At 45.1% G+C, this 18,193-nt stretch carries 10 protein-coding genes and 4 pseudogenes; 6 read left to right on the forward strand and 8 right to left on the reverse strand.

What is annotated here, in order from left to right; translation table 11 throughout:
• From BGE37_RS24040 to BGE37_RS24080, 8 genes and pseudogenes are all read right to left on the reverse strand, one after another.
• Window positions 1-2,352, reverse strand: a 2,352-nt coding sequence (locus tag BGE37_RS24040; protein ID WP_198598476.1) for an ESPR-type extended signal peptide-containing protein, incomplete at its 3' end; no start/stop codon positions are given.
• Window positions 2,345-3,565, reverse strand: a complete 1,221-nt coding sequence (locus BGE37_RS24045) for an autotransporter strand-loop-strand O-heptosyltransferase (protein WP_000040077.1) — start codon at window positions 3,563-3,565, stop codon at window positions 2,345-2,347. The genes BGE37_RS24045 and BGE37_RS24040, both read right to left, overlap by 8 nt.
• Before the next feature lie 517 nt (window positions 3,566-4,082).
• Window positions 4,083-5,620: pseudogene (locus BGE37_RS24050) on the reverse strand (IS66-like element ISEc8 family transposase).
• Window positions 5,621-5,669: 49 nt separating this feature from the next.
• On the reverse strand, window positions 5,670-6,017 hold the full coding sequence (gene tnpB, locus BGE37_RS24055) for an IS66 family insertion sequence element accessory protein TnpB (RefSeq protein ID WP_001680631.1): 348 nt from the start codon (window positions 6,015-6,017) through the stop codon (window positions 5,670-5,672).
• Window positions 6,014-6,394, reverse strand: a complete 381-nt coding sequence (gene tnpA, locus BGE37_RS24060) for an IS66-like element accessory protein TnpA (RefSeq protein WP_001171554.1) — start codon at window positions 6,392-6,394, stop codon at window positions 6,014-6,016. Before tnpA ends, tnpB begins: the two co-directional genes overlap by 4 nt.
• 93 nt (window positions 6,395-6,487) lie before the next feature.
• Window positions 6,488-7,216, reverse strand: a pseudogene (gene rarD / locus BGE37_RS24065) (EamA family transporter RarD); the annotation flags it as partial.
• A gap of 179 nt (window positions 7,217-7,395) precedes the next feature.
• Window positions 7,396-7,579 (reverse strand): annotated as a pseudogene (locus tag BGE37_RS25920) (transposase domain-containing protein); the annotation flags it as partial.
• Between the two features lie 446 nt (window positions 7,580-8,025).
• Window positions 8,026-8,616, reverse strand: a complete 591-nt coding sequence (locus BGE37_RS24080) for a recombinase family protein (RefSeq protein WP_000086536.1) — start codon at window positions 8,614-8,616, stop codon at window positions 8,026-8,028.
• A 160-nt stretch (window positions 8,617-8,776) separates the two neighbouring features.
• Between BGE37_RS24080 and BGE37_RS24085 the strand changes: the two genes are divergently transcribed.
• The 6 genes and pseudogenes from BGE37_RS24085 (at window position 8,777) to BGE37_RS24110 (ending at window position 18,180) form a co-directional block, all read left to right on the forward strand.
• Window positions 8,777-11,761 (forward strand): Tn3 family transposase, encoded by a 2,985-nt coding sequence (locus tag BGE37_RS24085; RefSeq protein WP_032275676.1) that lies wholly within the window; start codon window positions 8,777-8,779, stop codon window positions 11,759-11,761.
• A 31-nt stretch (window positions 11,762-11,792) separates the two neighbouring features.
• A pseudogene (locus tag BGE37_RS26065) lies at window positions 11,793-11,978 on the forward strand (3'-5' exonuclease); the annotation flags it as partial.
• 1,527 nt (window positions 11,979-13,505) lie between these two features.
• Window positions 13,506-14,063 carry a type 1 fimbrial major subunit FimA gene (gene fimA, locus BGE37_RS24095; RefSeq protein ID WP_105288530.1) on the forward strand — a complete coding sequence of 186 codons (558 nt, stop codon included), beginning with the start codon at window positions 13,506-13,508 and terminating at the stop codon, window positions 14,061-14,063.
• Between the two features lie 60 nt (window positions 14,064-14,123).
• Window positions 14,124-14,672, forward strand: a complete 549-nt coding sequence (locus BGE37_RS24100; protein ID WP_000277046.1) for a fimbrial protein — start codon at window positions 14,124-14,126, stop codon at window positions 14,670-14,672.
• A 20-nt stretch (window positions 14,673-14,692) separates the two neighbouring features.
• Entirely contained in the window at window positions 14,693-15,448 is a 756-nt protein-coding gene (locus BGE37_RS24105; RefSeq protein WP_089627135.1) for a fimbria/pilus periplasmic chaperone, read from the forward strand.
• Between the two features lie 98 nt (window positions 15,449-15,546).
• Complete coding sequence (locus tag BGE37_RS24110; protein WP_089627134.1) at window positions 15,547-18,180, forward strand: fimbrial biogenesis usher protein; 2,634 nt, start codon at window positions 15,547-15,549, stop codon at window positions 18,178-18,180.
• Window positions 18,181-18,193: the final 13 nt, after the last annotated feature.

An 18,193-nucleotide genomic window follows, 5' to 3' on the forward strand; every position in this document is an offset into this window, starting at 1 on the left:
GGTGTCCACGGCACTGCCACCGCTGGAAACTTGCTGTTCCCCGGTATTAATGAGAGTCCCGGAGACACTTCCGCCACTGAAAACAGTCTGCAGTCCCCCCTCAATGGTTGTGTCAACGGCACTGCCGCCGCTGGAAACTCGCTGCTCCCCGCCACGAATGATGGTCCCGGTAGCAAGGCCTGCATTAGTAATACTCTGCTCCCCACCACGGTAAATGGTCGTGGTGGTTACACTGCCACCGCTTGAGATGACCTGGTAACCACTGTTGATTGTAATCTCCGACGCTGAGCCTCCGTCGTAAATCGTCTGGACTCCCCCGACAATGAGCGTCTCAGTTGCAACCCCACCACTTAATACATTCTGCCAGCCACTAGTAATTGTGGTCTCAATAGCTCTGCCACCATCGCTAACCTCCTGGAATCCCCCTTTAATGGTGGTGTTGATGGCAGAGCCACCACTGGAAATGAGCTGGAAGCCATTATTAATAACGGTGCCGCTGGCTATACTGCTATCGTAGAGAGCCTGGAACCCGGCATTAATAGTGGTGCTGGTAGCACTGCCACCACTGGAAACCTCCTGGAATCCGGCATTAATAATGGTGCTGGTAGCACTGCCACCACTGGAAATATTCTGGAACCCGCCATTAATTGTGGTGCCTGTTGCGTTGCCACCATTGAAAACTGTCTGATAGCCATCCAGTGTGGTGTTAATCGCACTTCCCCCACTGGAAATGTGCTGCTCCCCACCATCAATGATCGTGCCATTAACACTTCCGCCATCAAAAACAGTCTGTAGTCCCACCTCAATGGTGGTGTCTACAGCACTACCACCGCTGGAAATGTTCTGCTCACCTCCGCTAATGTGAGTCCCGGAGACATTTCCGCCATTGAGAACAGTCTGAAGCCCCTCCTCAATGGTAGTGTCTACAGCACTACCACCGCTGGAAATGTTCTGCTCACCTCCGCTAATGTGAGTCCCGGAGACATTTCCGCCATTGAGAACAGTCTGAAGCCCCTCCTCAATGGTAGTGTCTACAGCACTACCACCGCTGGAAATGTTCTGCTCACCTCCGCTAATGTGAGTCCCGGAGACATTTCCGCCATTGAGAACAGTCTGAAGCCCCTCCTCAATGGTGGTGTCTACAGCACTACCACCGCTGGAAACTCGCTGCTCTCCTCCGCTAATGAGTGTCCCTGATACATTTCCGCCATTGAGAATGGTCTGCAGCCCCCCCTCAATGGTTGTATCTACGGCACTACCACCGCTGGAGACTAGCTGCTCCCCGCCACTGATGATGGTTCCGGTCGCAAGACCTGCATTGTGAATACTCTGCTCCCCACCACGGTAAATTGTGGTAGAAGTTACACTGCCGCCGCTGGAGATGACCTGGTAACCACTGTTGATGGTACTATCTGAAGCTGAGCCTCCATCGTAAATCCACTGAATGCCTCCATTTATGGCCGTCTCAGTTGCAGAGCCACCACTGGATATTTCCTGCCAACCGCCACTATTAATAGTGGTTGCTGTAGCACTTCCTCCACTGCTGATGAACTGGATACCAGAATTATTTATAGTGGTACCACTTGCACTTCCCCCCTCACCAACTTCCTGAATCCCGCTTTGAATAGTGGTGTCAACAGCACTGCCACCGCTGGAAATGAGCTGGACGCCACCATTAATAGTGGTGCTGGTAGCACTGCCACCATTGGAAACATCTTGGAATCCGGCATTAATAATGGTGCTGGTAGCACTACCACCACTTGAAATGTTCTGGAATCCGGCATTAATAACGGTACTAGTAGCACTGCCACCATTGGAAACCTCCTGGAACCCATTTTCAATAGTGGTTTCAATAGCATTGCCTCCACTGGATATATATTGAGTTCCCCCATCGATAACGGTATTAGTCGCACTGCCACCATCGGAAATATACTGATCCCCTCCGCTAATTAGTGTATTAGTGACACTTCCACCACTCGAAATATCTTGGTAACCACCATTAATGGTCGTCGTTGAAGCGGTACCACCATTAAAAATTATCTGTGCCCCATCATTGATAGTCGTGCTTATAGCGCTGCCACCACTGGATACGTATTGCTCTCCGCCATCAATGGTGGTATTAAATGCGGAATCACCTGCTGATAAAGACATTGAGCTACTATAATCAAGTATTTCATCATTAAATACTTGGGCAAGAGCAGGTACGGTTGGCAACATAAGCCCCGCAATTAGTCCGGCTAACATTGTTCTCTTTATTTTTCGATGCCGTTGCCCACCTTTGCGGGTTAGCTCAGAAGTCACCACCCACATACCAGAAGATTCGTTCCATACAATATTATAGATTTTATTCATTACTCCACCTTGAATGATTCATACCAATACTACTTTGTTCTGCCAGAGAGGCATGAAGTTTGTCGATGACGCCGTTTACCTGCTTCCCCGTAATCAGGCGTGTACATTCAAATTGTCTGGGGGTGTTTTTATGTCTCGGACACCACAGAAAATCTTTATGATCAAAATTCAGTGAAGTATCATCCCAGCATCCGTTACATCCATGGGAACTAAATATTCTCCATGGGGTATAAAATTCACTGACAGGAAGCGTAAAACCACTTATTAGTACAACAGGGATATGAGTTGCCCATGCCAGCCAGGAGAGCCCGCTGGATAAACCAATAAAAAAACTGGCATGATGTAACAGATTCACCCGTTCCTGCAGAGGTATTTTCCCTGTAAAGTCTTCTGCTCCCCACGGAATATGGTTCCAGACAAAGCCCTGACCATAATGAGCATGCAGATCAATACACAGTACCCGATACCCCAGCGATTTGAGATGGGCTACAACCTCACTCCAGCCAGTACCGTTGTTCCAGTATTTCGCCTGACAAGTGGATTGTGTCGCGATACATACATAAGGTTCATTAATGCTTCTGGGGGCTGAAAGATTAAGTCGGACTGGTGATTCCCGGGGATCCACTCCCAGAATGTATCCAGCGGAACGATGAAAACCAACCTGGCGAAAATCAATTGGCTGGTTAGTTGTATCGCCACCAAAATACAGTCCTACACGATAAGTTGCATATGGCGTAATCGTATGAGGATTATCTGGAGTAGAAAATTGAATCTGCGGATATTGCGGTGCCAGTAGTTCAATAATCTCCTGTGCCATAGTGCATTCCAGTTGACACTTATGTAGCGTCTGAAACCTTTCAGCATAAGGAAACCATCCGAGTAAATCACCTAATGTACCGGTAGGAAACGAAATCAGCACAGGCTGATTTTTTAAATTCAACGTTTCATCCATTAAGGGCGTGTCGTTTCCCCTATGGAATACCTGAATACGAAAACGAATGAAGTATTTTTTACAGCTCCTTACCCAGCCATTATCTGCATCGCAGCTAAAAAGAATGTTCCCCGAATCAGCATCCATCAGACGAACATGCCATTTCCCCTCAGGGAGCAGTACACGCGCCCCATCATTAAAATCATATCGGATACCCTCAGGTCCGGACTGAGTCGGTTTCTCTGGCGGAGTAATAAAATATGTGTTTATCAATTTGGACATATCTTTATCATTAAAATTAATAATGATTTATTATAGGATGGTTACGGCTATTTGCTGCATTTCTGACAATTTGTGCATTGAATCACATTGATAATTACAATCATCTCAGAAAGGTATCGTAAAAGACTCCGACATTTCTCTTGAGCATCAAAAATCACTATCAATTCAGTCACATACTGATATACAGATATAAATCATTTAAACTAAATATTACTCAATGGCAGGAGTATATTACCCGTTAGCGCCGATTTTTCTCTTGAGATAAGAGCGCTCGGTTAAGCCTCCTGTCACATAAAAATTACCATTACTGAAATACATACGCACTTTTGTTTTAAACAGTTCCTGAAAGGATATCTTATTCTTATACCCATAATGTACACACCACTAAAACTGCCTGGACGCAGGTATGCTAATGTCTAAATTGTGCATTATTGAACAATAACCCACAGTCTCGTTAGCTTATTGTGCACTTGCTGCGTAATAAGCGTACAGCGAGGGCCGTATTGACGGGGATGTGTTATTCAGCTGGCAGTGCTATGCGCCACGGAAGCAGTTCGCTGACCCGGTTGACCGGCCAGTCTGCTATGACGCCAAGCACATGGCGAAGGTAGCTTTCTGGATCCACGTCATTCAGTTTGCACGTCCCGATCAGGCTGTACAGTAGCGCTCCCCGCTCACCACCATGGTCAGAGCCGAAGAACAGGAAGTTTTTACGATCCAGACTGACCGCCCGCAGGGCATTTTCAGCGATGTTGTTGTCGATTTCCACCCAGCCATCGTTCGCATAGTACGTCAGTGCCGGCCACTGGTTAAGTGCGTACGCGAACGCCTTCGCCAACTCTGAGTGTCGCGACAGGGTCTTCATCTTTTCACGCAACCAGCTTTCCAGGGATTTCAACAGCGGTTTCGTTTTTCGCTGACGTTCAGCAAGCCGCTGCTCTGCCGGCATTCCCCTTATATCCGCCTCTATGGCGTACAACTGACCGATCTGCTCCAGGGCTTCTTCCGTCAGTGCTGACGGGATGCGGACGTGCACATCGTGGATCTTTCGGCGGGCATGAGCCCAGCAGGCAGCTTCCGTTATCCCTCCATTGCGATACAGCTCGTTGAACCCGGCGTACGCATCCGCTTGCAGCACACCGCTGAAGCAAGCAAGATGAGTCTGCTGATGGATGCCTTTTCTGTCCGGGCTGTAAGCGAACCTCACTGCAGGTGCCAACGCTGACCCGGCATTGCGGTCATCACGAACATACGCCCACAACCGCCCGGTCTTCGTCTTCTTATTACCCGGCAGCAGTACCTGGACCGGGGTATCATCGGCATGGAGTTTGCCGTCAGTCATGACATAGCCATGAAGCGCCTCTTCCAGCGGAGACAGCAGCCGGCAGCATGCATCCACCCAGCCCGACAGCAGTGAACGCCTCAGCTCCACACCTTGCCGGCCGTATATTTCTGACTGGCGATACAGCGGGGTGTGCTCTGCATACTTCGAGGTCAGCACGCGGGCCAGCAGCCCCGGTCCGGCGATACCCCGCTCGATGGGCCGCGAAGGTGCAGGTGCCTGCACGATGGCATCGCGCTGAGTACAGGCATGTTTTCCCGTACCGTCCGGATAACCCGGAAGGCGCTACGCATCAACTCCAGCTGTTCGGCGGTATCCTCGCCCAGATAGCTCAGTGAACCGCCGCAGTTCGGGCAGCACGGCGCCGCAGGCTACAGTCGCTTTTCGTCACGGGGTAGTGATTCAGGGAACGGCTTACGGGTGCGGGTCTGACGCAACGGACGCTGTACTGCCGGGTCATACACCCTACCAGTCAGCGTATCGCTCTCTTTCTGAAGCCGGTTCAGATCGGCTTCCATTTGTGCGATACGGCGGGAGACTTTTTCGGAACGACTGCCGAAGTTCATCCGGCGGAGTTTATCCAGCTGCGCCTGCAGATGGTCTATTTCGCGCTCCCGGTTGCTCAGCTTTTCCTGCAGGGCGTGGATCAGCGCTTCCTGTTCGGCCAGGCGCTGTTTCAGCAGGAAGATGTCGTCAGAAGAAATGTCGTTCATAAGCCTGTATTTTACCGGGCTTATTCTGTAACAACCAGGATAAAGAGATTTACAGCATGGTCAGGGAGGTCAGCAGCCGCTTGGGCTGTCGCCAGTCGATACCTTCCAGCAGCATCGCCAGCTGCGCCTGCGTAAGGAACACTTTGCCATCACGGGCTGACGGCCAGGCGAAGCGCCCACGCTCCAGCCGTTTGGTCAGGAGGCACAGTCCGTCACCGGTGGACCACAGCAGTTTAACCTGACTGCCGCTGCGGCCCCGGAAAATGAAAACATGGCCGGACATGGGATCGTCTTTCAGCTCCGTTTGTACTTTCGCAGCCAGGCCGTTGAAGCCATTTCTCATATCGGTGATACCGGCAACCAGCCAAATTTTGGTCCCGGAAGGTAACGGGATCATCGCTTCAGTTCCTGTATCAGCAGAGTCAGGAGCTTTTCGCTGACATTGCCATTGAAGCGGAGCGTCCCGTGCCGGAACGTTACCTCACAGCTGATACTGAGGGTTTCCGGGTCCTCTGCGAGCGATTCTGGCTGTTCGGCAGCTGCATCGAGAGTCACAGGAAGTAGCTGGGGGCTCTCTGAAGAAGGTAATAGCAGCTTTCCCTCGCGCCATTGTTGTCGCCATTTGAACAACAGATTGGCGTTAATGCCATTTTCAAGAGCAAGTTTTGAGATGGATATCCCGGGTTCACAGGAGGCAGCAACGAGCTGCTGTTTAAATTCGGGAGGATAATTAGGGCAGCCTTTTCGCCTGCCGGGAGTCACATTTTTCTGCATATCTGATACTTTGGTTCCCACTACTTATTTGGTGGACACCACTTTGTCTAATTCGTCAGATTCTGACCAGACGGTTCAGGCTGTACGCTTACCGATATATTGGGCAAGGCCGGTTACGATAAGTGATGTATGATTCAGTGCAACAGCAAACAGCACCAACGGGATAACAGTGACTGGTGCAGTCATAATGTACAGAATACATGGGATCTCAGAGGGCGTGGTTACATCCGGGTCGGTATATATAAAAAGGATAAGTGAAACAGGTAATGACCAGAATGTTTCAAGCGTGACTGAGGTTATAGCATCATAGTGAATGAATTTTCTTATCAGTCCGTATAATGCAAATGAAAGCCCCATGATTAGTGCCAGTATGGGAAGGTTGCGTACCGAAAACAACTGAAATAGCAGTCCAGACGTACCGGAAAAAACAGCAATCATCTGGAATAAAGATAATTTTTCCTTAAGAAAAATATAGCCAAGTAAAATAACAAAGAGTGGATTGATAAAATACCCAAGACTCGCATCAAGAACCTGATGATTTGTCAGTGCGTAAATAAAAGATGACCAGGAAATTATCATTAATAACCCAGCAATCATACAGAACACAAAAGATCTTTTATCTTTCAATAAATTCCGAAATAATGTCCTCCTGTTAAATAATAGTCTTATCCCCAATAACAATGGAATAGAGAAGATTACTCTGTATATCAGAATATGAGTCAGTACACCGCCGGAAAGATATTTATAAAACAAAGGTGTGAGTCCCCATAATATGAATGCCATAACTACAACTAATGGACCGCTTTGCAAATATTTTATCATTTAATTACGTATCCTTAATAGCTTATACCAATATATTTTCACTGTTTCTGATTAAGAAAAACAATATTCCAGACAGATTTTATCCTGAGTGAATAGAAAGATATTATGATAAGAATCAAACAGCAATCATATACTTGATTCATCCACTAAAAATACGTAAGTGCTCGCTATATTGATAATTATTTATTGATGAGTGTTACGTTCCATGGCAGGAGTTCATCACACGGTAGAAAGACCATTCCGGCGGTACGCTCAGGATATGGCGCAGATACGCTTCTGGATTGATACCGTTCAGCCTACAGGTTCTGATTAGTCCATGCGCAGTGCACCGTGCTTGCCGCTGTAATAGCTGCCGAAGAACACGGATATCAAATAAATATGGATTACTTCAATGTACAAAAATAATGAATTTTATGTTTGTCCGCATTACTGTGAAAGACAGAGAGATTATTGAGTAATCTTATTTCATAGAAAAATATTAATGACGTCCTGTGGCGTATGCATGATGCAAGGTTGAACGCATGTAATATGATATTTATCACGTAAATGCAGTGTAATCTTCTTGCATTGTTTTTAGGTTGCTATTCCGTTTATCTGAGGACTGCTGGCTATTGTTGTGCAGTTTTCCTGATACAGCTTTATGCAGGTTTTCCAGCATTACAGTAAAACCCGGGAACATCAGTGCTGCTCGTTTCTTTCTCCTGTATCCACTCCCGCTTATGGATACTTCCTTAAATATTCTCTCGTCTGACTAAAGCATATAGGGGTCCGCTTGGAAAACGGAAAATATCCCACGCTAAGACTATTTTCTATACAGTAACAGTTTGCTGTTTCGCTCTAACTCTCAGAATTGTTTGCCGTGTTGTTCGGAATTCCCTGGCAATAGCACTTATACTTGCCCCAGACTTAATGCGTTCGAGTACCTTCTGTTTTTGTTCTTCATTTAATACCGGTGGGCGACCAAAACGTTTTCCTGCATCCCGTGCTCTTGCTATCCCTGAATAAGTTCGTTCAAGTAAAAGATCTCGTTCAAATTCAGCGACCGCTGAAATCACTTGCATTGTCATTTTTCCTGCCGGACTGGTCAGATCAACACCACCTAATGCCAGGCAATGCACCCTGATGCCAGATTCGGTCAGTTGCTCCACTGTTTTCCTGATATCCATTGCATTACGACCGAGGCGATCCAGTTTTGTGACTATCAATACATCGCCACTTTCCAGTCGATCAAGCAACCGGTTAAAACCAGGACGTTCACTGGCTGCTACTGATCCACTAATTTGTTCTTCGATTATTCGTTGGGGTCTGACGTTAAAACCCGCGCTTTCGATTTCCCGACGTTGATTTTCGGTCGTCTGTTCCAGAGTGGAAACCCGACAATAGGCAAAAATTCGAGACATAGTGAGATCTTCTGTACGAAATGGGTGTACATATTATAATGCATGTCCGAAAGTAATTTCGCTGACTTTCGGATATATCTGTTTAACAATGTCCGAAACCGGTCGTTTTCGGTCACAACAAATCCATAACACATGAAAACTTTACACGAGGGAAGCATTCATGCCACGGCGACAAATACTGAGTAGTGAAGAGCAAGCTCGCCTGCTGGTTATACCAGATGATGAAATTATTCTGACCAGAATGTGTTTTCTTTGTGATAAAGATATTGCTCTCATTAATAAGCACCGGCGTCCAGCTAATCGCCTGGGCTTTGCGGTATTACTCTGTTACCTGCGTGGGCCTGGATTTGTTCCGGACAAAAACAATGTTCCCCACTGTGGCGTTGTATCCAGAATTGCTTCAAGACTGAAGCTTCAGCCCGATTTATGGCATGAATATGCAGCCAGAGAGCAAACCCGCTGGGAGCATCTGGCTGAACTTTATCGCTACCTGAAATTATCTCCGTTCAGCCGAACTCTGCAAAAAGACTGCATTCGGCATCTGCATTCCTATGCCATGCGAACAGATAAAGGATTTACTCTGGCGGAGGAAATGCTCAGTTGGCTACATAACAATAATGTTATTTTCCCGTCGGTTGATGTGATCGAACGGACGCTTGCCGAAGCCGTCACACTTGCTGACAGATCTGTTTTTTCGGCACTTACGACACAACTGGGAAAGCAGCATAGATCTGCACTCGACAGCCTGCTCATATCAGAAGGGGAACAACCTTCCCGACTCGCGTGGCTACTTCAGCCTCCCGGTAAAATTAACGGTAAAAACGTGCTGCAACATATCGATCGACTTAATTCTATCACCGCGCTGGAATTACCTGATGGTATTGAGCTTTCCGTTCACCAGAACAAATTACTCAAACTGGCGCGTGAGGGCCGAAAAATGAGCAGCAGAGATCTGGCAAAATTCACCGATATCAGACGTTACGCTACGCTGGTTTGTGTCATTCAGGAAGCCAGAGCAACATTGACTGATGAAGTTATCGAGCTACACGAACGCATTATGGGCGGTCTGTTCAGCCAGGCAAAACGCAAACAAGCCGAGAGGCTTCAGTTAACAGGCAAACTTATCCAGAGCAAGTTAAGACAATATGTTACTGTCGGTCAGGCGCTACTGCATGCCAGAAAGTCAGGTGAAGATCCCTGGGCCGCGATAGAAGATGTTATTCCCTGGCAGGAGTTCGTCAACAGCCTGGAAGAAACACAGTTGCTGTCCCGTAAAGGTAATTTCGATCCTCTTCACCTGATCACCGAAAAATACAGCACACTTCGAAAATACGCTCCACGAATGTTGTCAGCATTGCAGTTTGTAGCGACACCTGCGGCGCAGCCGCTCAGCGATGCACTGGATACTATAAGGGAAATATACCGTAAGCAGCTTCGTAACGTTCCGCCTACAGCGCCAACAGCATTTATTCCTGAAAGCTGGCGAAAACTGGTATTAACGCCTTCAGGCATCAATCGAAAATACTATGAGTTTTGTGTACTGAATGAACTCAAGGGGGCGTTACGTTCCGGAGATATTTGGGTAAAAGGGTCGCGTCGTTACAGAAATTTTGATGATTATCTTATCCCGGTCACTGAATTTGATAAATCCCGACAAAATGACCAGTTACAACTGGCTGTGCAGACTGATTGCCATGCATATCTTCAGGCCCGTATGACGCTTCTTGCATCTCGTCTGGAAGAAGTTAACGCAATGGCTCTTGCCGGTGAGCTGCCGGATGTTGATATTTCAGATAAAGGAGTGAAAATCACTCCGCTGGAGAACGGGGTTCCTTCCGGTGTTTCTGCCTTTGTCAGTCTGGTTTATAACATGCTCCCCCATCCGAAAATTACAGAAATACTGGAAGAAGTTGACAGTTGGACGGGTTTTACACGTCACTTCACGCATCTCAAAAATAATAACATCAGGCCAAAAGACGGAAGGCTGTTGCTGACCACAATTCTGGCTGACGGTATTAATCTGGGGCTGACAAAAATGGCAGAGTCCTGCCCCGGGGTAACAAAATCGTCCCTCGAAGGTATCCAGGCATGGTACATCCGTGACGAAACCTATTCAGCTGCCCTTGCAGAACTGGTAAACGCGCAGGGGAAACGTCCATTAGCAGCATTCTGGGGCGACGGGACAACATCGTCATCAGACGGGCAGAACTTTCGGGTGGGCAGTCACGGGCGTTATGCTGGTCAGGTCAATCTTAAATATGGCCAGGAGCCGGGCGTACAGATTTATACGCATATATCAGATCAATATAGCCCGTTCTACACCAAAGTGATTAGTCGGGTACGTGACTCAACCCACGTACTTGATGGCCTGTTGTATCATGAAAGTGATCTGGAAATTACCGAACATTACACCGATACCGCAGGTTTCACAGAGCATGTTTTTGCACTAATGCATTTGCTGGGATTTGCTTTTGCGCCGAGGATCAGGGATCTTCATGATAAGCGACTGTTTATTCACGGAAAGGCTGAGCGATATCCAGGGCTTCAGTCCGTCATATCAACAACCAGCCTGAATCTCAAAGATATTGAAACGTACTGGGGTGAGGTATTACGCCTGGCAGCTTCGATTAAACAGGGGACAGTCACTGCATCGCTGATGATGAAAAAGTTAGCCAGTTACCCAAAACAGAATGGACTGGCCAAAGCGCTGAGAGAAATTGGTCGAATCGAACGGACACTGTTTATGCTGGACTGGTTTCGAGATCCTGGTTTGCGACGACGTGTACAAGCTGGGCTGAATAAAGGAGAAGCCCGTAATGCTCTTGCGCGAGCGGTTTTTATGCACCGGCTGGGTGAAATCAGGGACAGGGGGCTGGAGAATCAGAGTTACCGGGCCAGTGGTCTGACGTTACTGACAGCGGCAATCGCGTTATGGAACACGGTATACATAGAAAGAGCCATTGAATCCCTGAAACGAAAAAAGCTCCCGATTAATGACCAACTGCTCTCTCACCTTTCGCCGTTGGGCTGGGAGCATATCAATCTTAATGGGGATTATGTCTGGCGTAATAATCTTAAGCTGGGTACAGGGAAGTACCGACCATTACGCAATGTCGATATCGAATCGTACAAAAAACAGTCTTAGCGTGGGATATTTTCCGTTTTCCAAGCGGACCCCATCATGGACAGATGTGGCGCGGCAACTGCGTCATGCAATCGGGGACCGACCAGTAATTATCTTTAATGCCCGGTTCGACATCCGCATTCTGAAACAGACTGCTGCCGCACATAGCGATCCGGCTGACTGGCTGGAAGAACTGACGGTATATTGTGCGATGGAGCTGGCTGCAGGATATTATGGGGGGCCGCCTGGAATTCGGAAAATAAACCACGTTAAGACTGCTTTTTATCCAAATGACTTTCAGGAATCACCTAGATGGCGGGACAACAGTGGTTTTGGTGTCCTAAATCGTACAATTCTGTACATCCTCACAAGGGAATGTACGGAAGTAAGCCAAACGGTTATCGGACGGTCAGAACATTTCGTACAGCCTTTACGTTCAGTGAGTTAGCTGCCTGGATGTAACCAATCGTTCAACTTAATTTTCTTAGCGTGGGAAAATTTCCGCTTTCCAAGCGGACCCCTATAAATATGCTGAAGTATTATACGTTTTCACTACTAGAAGATAGTCTGAAGGGCGAGCGAAGACCATTAAATTTCAAAACAAACAATAAATTAACCTCTTAGTGTATTTTTTACACTCCCCTCCTCCGAACTCTTCCATACTTTCGATATCCAATTGATTAGCGCGAGATATTTTCTCTGTGGTTCTTTAGAAGAGATGTTAGTAATTGCAATGTGTAATATTTTTATAATGTAACTATATGCTTTTTATTATTTATATTGATAGTACCACTTTGATTTTATCAGTAAAATCTCTGCATTTTTGATCGAGCATTAATTGTGCAAATGCATAAATAATACGGAGTATTATGTTTTTTTAATATAAACTATTAGTGATTAATTTTTTATATATTCGATTTTTTTATCGTTCATACTACTGGTGATTTTAATTATACTAATTAAAAGTGTGGTTTATTAAGTCGCTTTTTTTGTTAATTAAAATTAGTTTTAGCCTAAAATCATAGCGCAAAGAAAACAATGGTCGTATTTTAGTCACCAAAAAAGATGTGTCAGGACCGATATTGCATAAGTTTCAGGTTGAATATCAGGTCTGTAATTAGAGAAGGAAAGAAATAAACTGTCACCCCATAATCAGTCAACATATTGATTTAAAAGAAATAATTTATTTATCCTTTGCGATTCAGCTTGATAGAAATGACACCAAAGTTTCAATAGCGTCAGGAACCATGATTTTTTTTGTATATATATGGCTGGGTATAATATGGAATTATTTGATATTTGATAAAAAAAATACAACGAGGGAGACAATTAGGACCAAACTGTTAAGCGAATCTTAAATAGATTAACTTAAAAATGCAACATTTTCTTACGTATTCTTCAATTTGCATTTAATCTTTTAAAAATCAAATAGTAAGGATTCTGCTTTGATTTTTTCATAACATCTGCGATTAGATGTTCGTTTTTATTGTTTTTTTATTCAGTATGTCTATTATTTTTCACCATTAAATAACAAGATGAACGTCTGATTTTTAGCTATTATTTAGCATTAAAAATGGCAAGAAGCGTAATTAAAAAAATTTTAATCTAAAACAGTGCAGTTTGTCAAAATGGTCCTAATTGACAAACTGGTGGCAGCCTTTTTTACAGTGTCAGTTGTTCATCTGAGAACAATTCCTGAGTAGGAAAGACATGATGTCGTGATGATTTTTTGAAATTAATAAGATTAAAGTAAGGAGCACATCTGATGTTGAGTAAACAACATGTTACCAAATCTATTTTGGGACTGGCGCTGTTGTCTGCAGTTCCTGTGGCAAGTGCAGCTGTTGTTACTGGAGGAACAGTACATTTTACTGGTCAGATTGTAAATGCGGCTTGTGCAGTAAGTGCCGAGTCTGTAGACCAAATCGTAAAGATGGGACAATTTCGTACAGCTAACTTTACCTCTGTAGGAATGCGATCTCACGCAGTTCCGTTCACGATCAAACTTGAAGACTGCGATACCAAGATATCCACAACCGCAGCAGTTTCATTCTACGGCAACCTTGATGCAAATGATCCAACTGTATTAGCTGTGAGTAATATTGCCGGTGGAGCTTCTGGCTCAGCCTCTGGTGTAGGCATCGAGATTTCTGACTATACCGGTAAGCTTGTTAAACCTGATGGTTCAGTCTTCTCTACTGCGCAAAATCTCGTTGATGGCGCCAATGTATTAAGTTTCACAGCCCGCTATAAGTCAACTCTGGCATCTGTCACTCCCGGTCAGGCTGATGCGGATGCACTCTTTAAAATGCAATACAACTGATTATTTGCCCTGCGAAGATTGCTGATAACAGCAGTCTTCGCAAATAAACTGGAGGCGAGCGTGTACAAAAAAAAATTGTGCGCAGCAGTTACGCTTTGGCTCAGTGTGTTTGTTGATGCTTCAGCCGGGAACCGTCATCATGTTGTGATTGATGGGGGAATAACTCATTTTCGTGGAATATTAACGGCTGAAGCCTGCACTATTTCTACTGACAGCCGCAGCCAGACAGTAAATCTGGGGCAATTCCGCAGTAATCAGTTTAATGGTGTGGGAAGCCTTACCTCTCCGGTTGGTTTTAGTATACGCCTCACTGAATGCAGTACAGCTGTCAGTGATCAGGTTAAGGTTGCATTCTATGGCGTTACAGATGGTAAAGATCCACAGGTGTTTAAAGCAGGTGAAGGGGTAAATGCAGCGTCAGGTATAGGGTTAGCGCTGTTTAATGAGCTGGGGCAAATTATTGAACCAAACACTCATTCCGGTTTCCTGAGTCGTTTGCACGAAGGGGATAATACTCTTCGCTTTCATGCGCGATATCGTGCGACATCTCGTGAGGTAACAGGTGGAAATGCAAATGCTTTTACCTGGTTCGCTCTTACCTACCAATAATCACGAAACGATAATTTATCGTGATTCATATTCTGTCTGTAATGAATAAAAGCGAGGTTTTCGTGTTTTATTATCGTTTTTACAAAAGCATAAAAAAAATTTTCTTGGCGGGAATTTATATATTATTCGCATTTCCGTCTATTTCCTGGGCGGGAGGAATTGCTCTGGGGGCAACAAGAGTAATATACCCTTCTGATGCCCGCCAGATTTCGCTGTCTGTTAATAATAGTGATGAACATAACAGATATCTAATTCAAACATGGATTGAAAATGACGCTGGAAGTAAAACAGAAGACTTTATCGTCACACCACCATTATTTGTAAGTAATCCGAAAACTGAAAACATGCTTCGTATCATTTACACGGGCGAGGATGTTCCTCATGATCGGGAGAGGTTGTACTGGCTGAATAATAAAGCCATACCATCTGTCAATAAAGATGAAATTAAGGATAATAATGTTCTGCAAATTGCTGTGCTTGCCAGAATTAAACTTTTTGTCCGCCCGGCAGGTTTATCGGAAAAGTCAGCAGATGCTCCATCCAGACTTACTTTTAGTCGCAGTAATGGCTTATTGAAGATTAATAATGCTTCTGCATTCTATGTGACACTTGTGAATATGTCTATAAATGACAAGAAACTGGATACAGCGATGGTGCCTCCAAAATCGAGCATAATGATCAATTTACCTAAGGGTGTGACGGTGGGTAAATTAAGTTATCAGACAATAAATGATTATGGGGCTAACACTCCCGTTACACGGGTTAAAATTAACTAATAAAAATAACCAGACAAAAATATTAAATATCATAACTAAGTACCAGAGCGCGGTCAGAAAGTAGTGACTGCCAGTTGATGCTGCCAAAGGAGTAATTTATGCAGTATTTCAAACTGTCGGCATTTTTTAACAGAAGTGCCGTATGGACCAGATTATCCCTGATGCCGTATCTGGCTTTTATGGGAGTGGGCATGCAGTTTAGCTACGCAGAAGAGTATTTTAATCCAGCCTTTTTGTCCGGAGATCCTTCGCTCGTTGCAGATTTATCTCGTTTTTCGAAAGGAGAAGGGCAACCAGCTGGTATTTATCGTGTTGAAATTTATATTAATGACGAATATATCGGTACTCAGGATATTCGTTTTGATGTTCTGGATAAAAAACTAAAAAGTGTAGACAATACGGGGCTGGTTCCTTGTCTTTCACGTACCTGGCTGGAAAATAAAAATGTTAATATCCAGGCTTCACCTGTCTTGATGAAGCTGACAGAGGAACAATGTGCAGACCTGGCTGCATCATTTGATAAGGCACAAGCTCACTTTGCATTTGAGCGTCAGCGCCTTGATATCAGTATACCTCAGGCCGCGTTCAAAAATAATATTCGTGGATATATTCCCCCTGAGCGATGGGATAATGGCGTCACTGTGGGGTTAATAGATTATTCATTCTCTGGTAGTAATAGCAAGAATACACATAACGATATAAACTATAATAGTTACTTTTTGAATCTTAATAGCGGAATTAATATCGATTCATGGCGGCTACGTAATTATAGTACGTGGAATTATAGTGATAACGGGCGTTACAGAAATAATAGCTGGCGTAATATCAGCACTTATGTACAACGTAATATCATTCCGTTGAAGAGCACTCTGATATTGGGTGATAGCTATACAGAAGGGGATATATTTGATGGTGTTGGCTTTAGAGGCATACAATTAGCCAGTGACGACAGCATGTTACCAGACAGTATGCGTGGTTTCGCGCCTACAATTCGTGGTGTGGCCAACAGCCCAGCACAGGTGATAATTCGCCAGAATGGATATGATATTTATCAAACTTATGTTCCGGCAGGAGCATTCGAAATCACGGACCTTTATCCGACATCAACCAGTGGTGATCTCCAGGTTACTGTAAAGGAAAACAACGGCTCAATCAGTCAGTTCACTGTTCCATATTCTGCCGTACCCATCCTTCAACGCGAGGGACGAGTAAAGTATGCACTGACAGCAGGAGAGTTTCGCTCTGGCTCAGACCTGCAGGACTCGCCGGATTTCTGGCAAGGCACGCTTATTTGGGGCTTACCCGCAGGTGTTACATTGTATGGCGGAACTCAATTTTCTGACGATTATCAGTCAATTGCTTTTGGCGCCGGGAAGAATCTGGGTAATTTTGGCGCATTCTCTGCGGACGTAACACATGCCCGTAGTACTTTACCAGATGATAGTCAGAAAGAAGGTCAGTCATTGCGTTTTCTGTACGCTAAATCGCTCAACGATTATGGTACTAACTTTCAGTTACTGGGTTATCGGTATTCAACTCAGGGATTTTATACTCTGAGTGAAACAGCATGGCGTCAGATGGAAGGATATCGTCTTAAAACACAGGATGGACCTGTCGATACACAACCTGAGCTGCTTGATTATCACAATCTGTACTACAGCAAAAAAGGAAGATTACAGGTAAATATCAGCCAACAAATTTCTGATATCGGAACCGTATACGTGACCGGTAGTCACCAGACATACTGGAGAACAAATGAGAAGGAAGAGTTGTGGCAGGTGGGGTACAGCGGAAACTGGGAAGATATCAGCTACAACCTTAATTGGTCATGGAATAAAAGTCCTGGTCTGATTAATACAGATCGCCGGATGGCATTCAACATTTCAGTACCATTAAGTCGCTGGCTTACAAATTCAGGCAAGGCACGTGATATCACCAACTCAAGTAACACGGCTTATGCAACCTACTCAATGACGCATGACTCTGATAGTCGGGTAACACAGCAGACGGGAGTTAGCGGAACATTACTGGACGATAACAACCTGGGCTATAACGTGCAACAAGGCTATACCACTAAAGGTATTGGTAATAATGGAATAGCCAGTCTGAGTTACCAGGGGCGTTATGCAAACAGTAATATAGGTTATAGCTACGGTAAGCATTATCAACAGGTTAACTACGGTCTCAGCGGCGGAATTGTGGCACATGCTGATGGAGTGACGCTTAGCCAACCGTTAGGCGATACCAACATACTGGTTAAAGTCCCTGGTGTGGATAGTGTTCGCATACAGAATGCAACAGGTGTAAGTACTGACTGGCGCGGATATGCCGTATTACCTTATGCCACCACTTACCAGTCTAATCGTATAGCTCTGGATATGACAACATTGCCAGATAATGCAGAACTGGACAATGCGGTTACTCATGTGGTGCCTACAAAAGGAGCAATGGTACTTGCCAGCTTTAATCCACGTATTGGAGCAAGAGCAAAAATTACATTAACACAACGTAATGGCAAACCAATACCTTTTGGGGCGTTAGTTAGTGACGAAACCGGAGGAGGGGGCATAGTGGGTGATGCAGGTGAGGTATTTATGCCTGGTCTGAAACCTGAGGGTATGCTCAAGGTTGTCTGGGGGCATTCGGCATCACAGCAATGCATGGCAACGTATCAGCTGGAAAAAAAGACAGAAAAGCGCGGTATCAGCTATACACATGCTGAGTGTCTGTAAATGAGAGGTTCGA

Source organism: Escherichia sp. MOD1-EC6300, from assembly GCF_002965045.1.
Classification (GTDB): domain Bacteria; phylum Pseudomonadota; class Gammaproteobacteria; order Enterobacterales; family Enterobacteriaceae; genus Escherichia; species Escherichia coli_F.

Bases quoted from the DNA above. Each gene is read 5' to 3' on its own strand.
- tnpB (WP_001680631.1), bottom strand. From the start codon at position 6,017: ATGATCCCGTTACCTTCCGGGACCAAAATTTGGCTGGTTGCCGGTATC.
- BGE37_RS24110 (WP_089627134.1), top strand. From the start codon at position 15,547: ATGCAGTATTTCAAACTGTCGGCATTTTTTAACAGAAGTGCCGTATGG.
- tnpA (WP_001171554.1), bottom strand. From the start codon at position 6,394: ATGCAGAAAAATGTGACTCCCGGCAGGCGAAAAGGCTGCCCTAATTAT.
- fimA (WP_105288530.1), top strand. From the start codon at position 13,506: ATGTTGAGTAAACAACATGTTACCAAATCTATTTTGGGACTGGCGCTG.
- BGE37_RS24080 (WP_000086536.1), bottom strand. From the start codon at position 8,616: ATGTCTCGAATTTTTGCCTATTGTCGGGTTTCCACTCTGGAACAGACG.
- BGE37_RS24045 (WP_000040077.1), bottom strand. From the start codon at position 3,565: ATGTCCAAATTGATAAACACATATTTTATTACTCCGCCAGAGAAACCG.
- BGE37_RS24085 (WP_032275676.1), top strand. From the start codon at position 8,777: ATGCCACGGCGACAAATACTGAGTAGTGAAGAGCAAGCTCGCCTGCTG.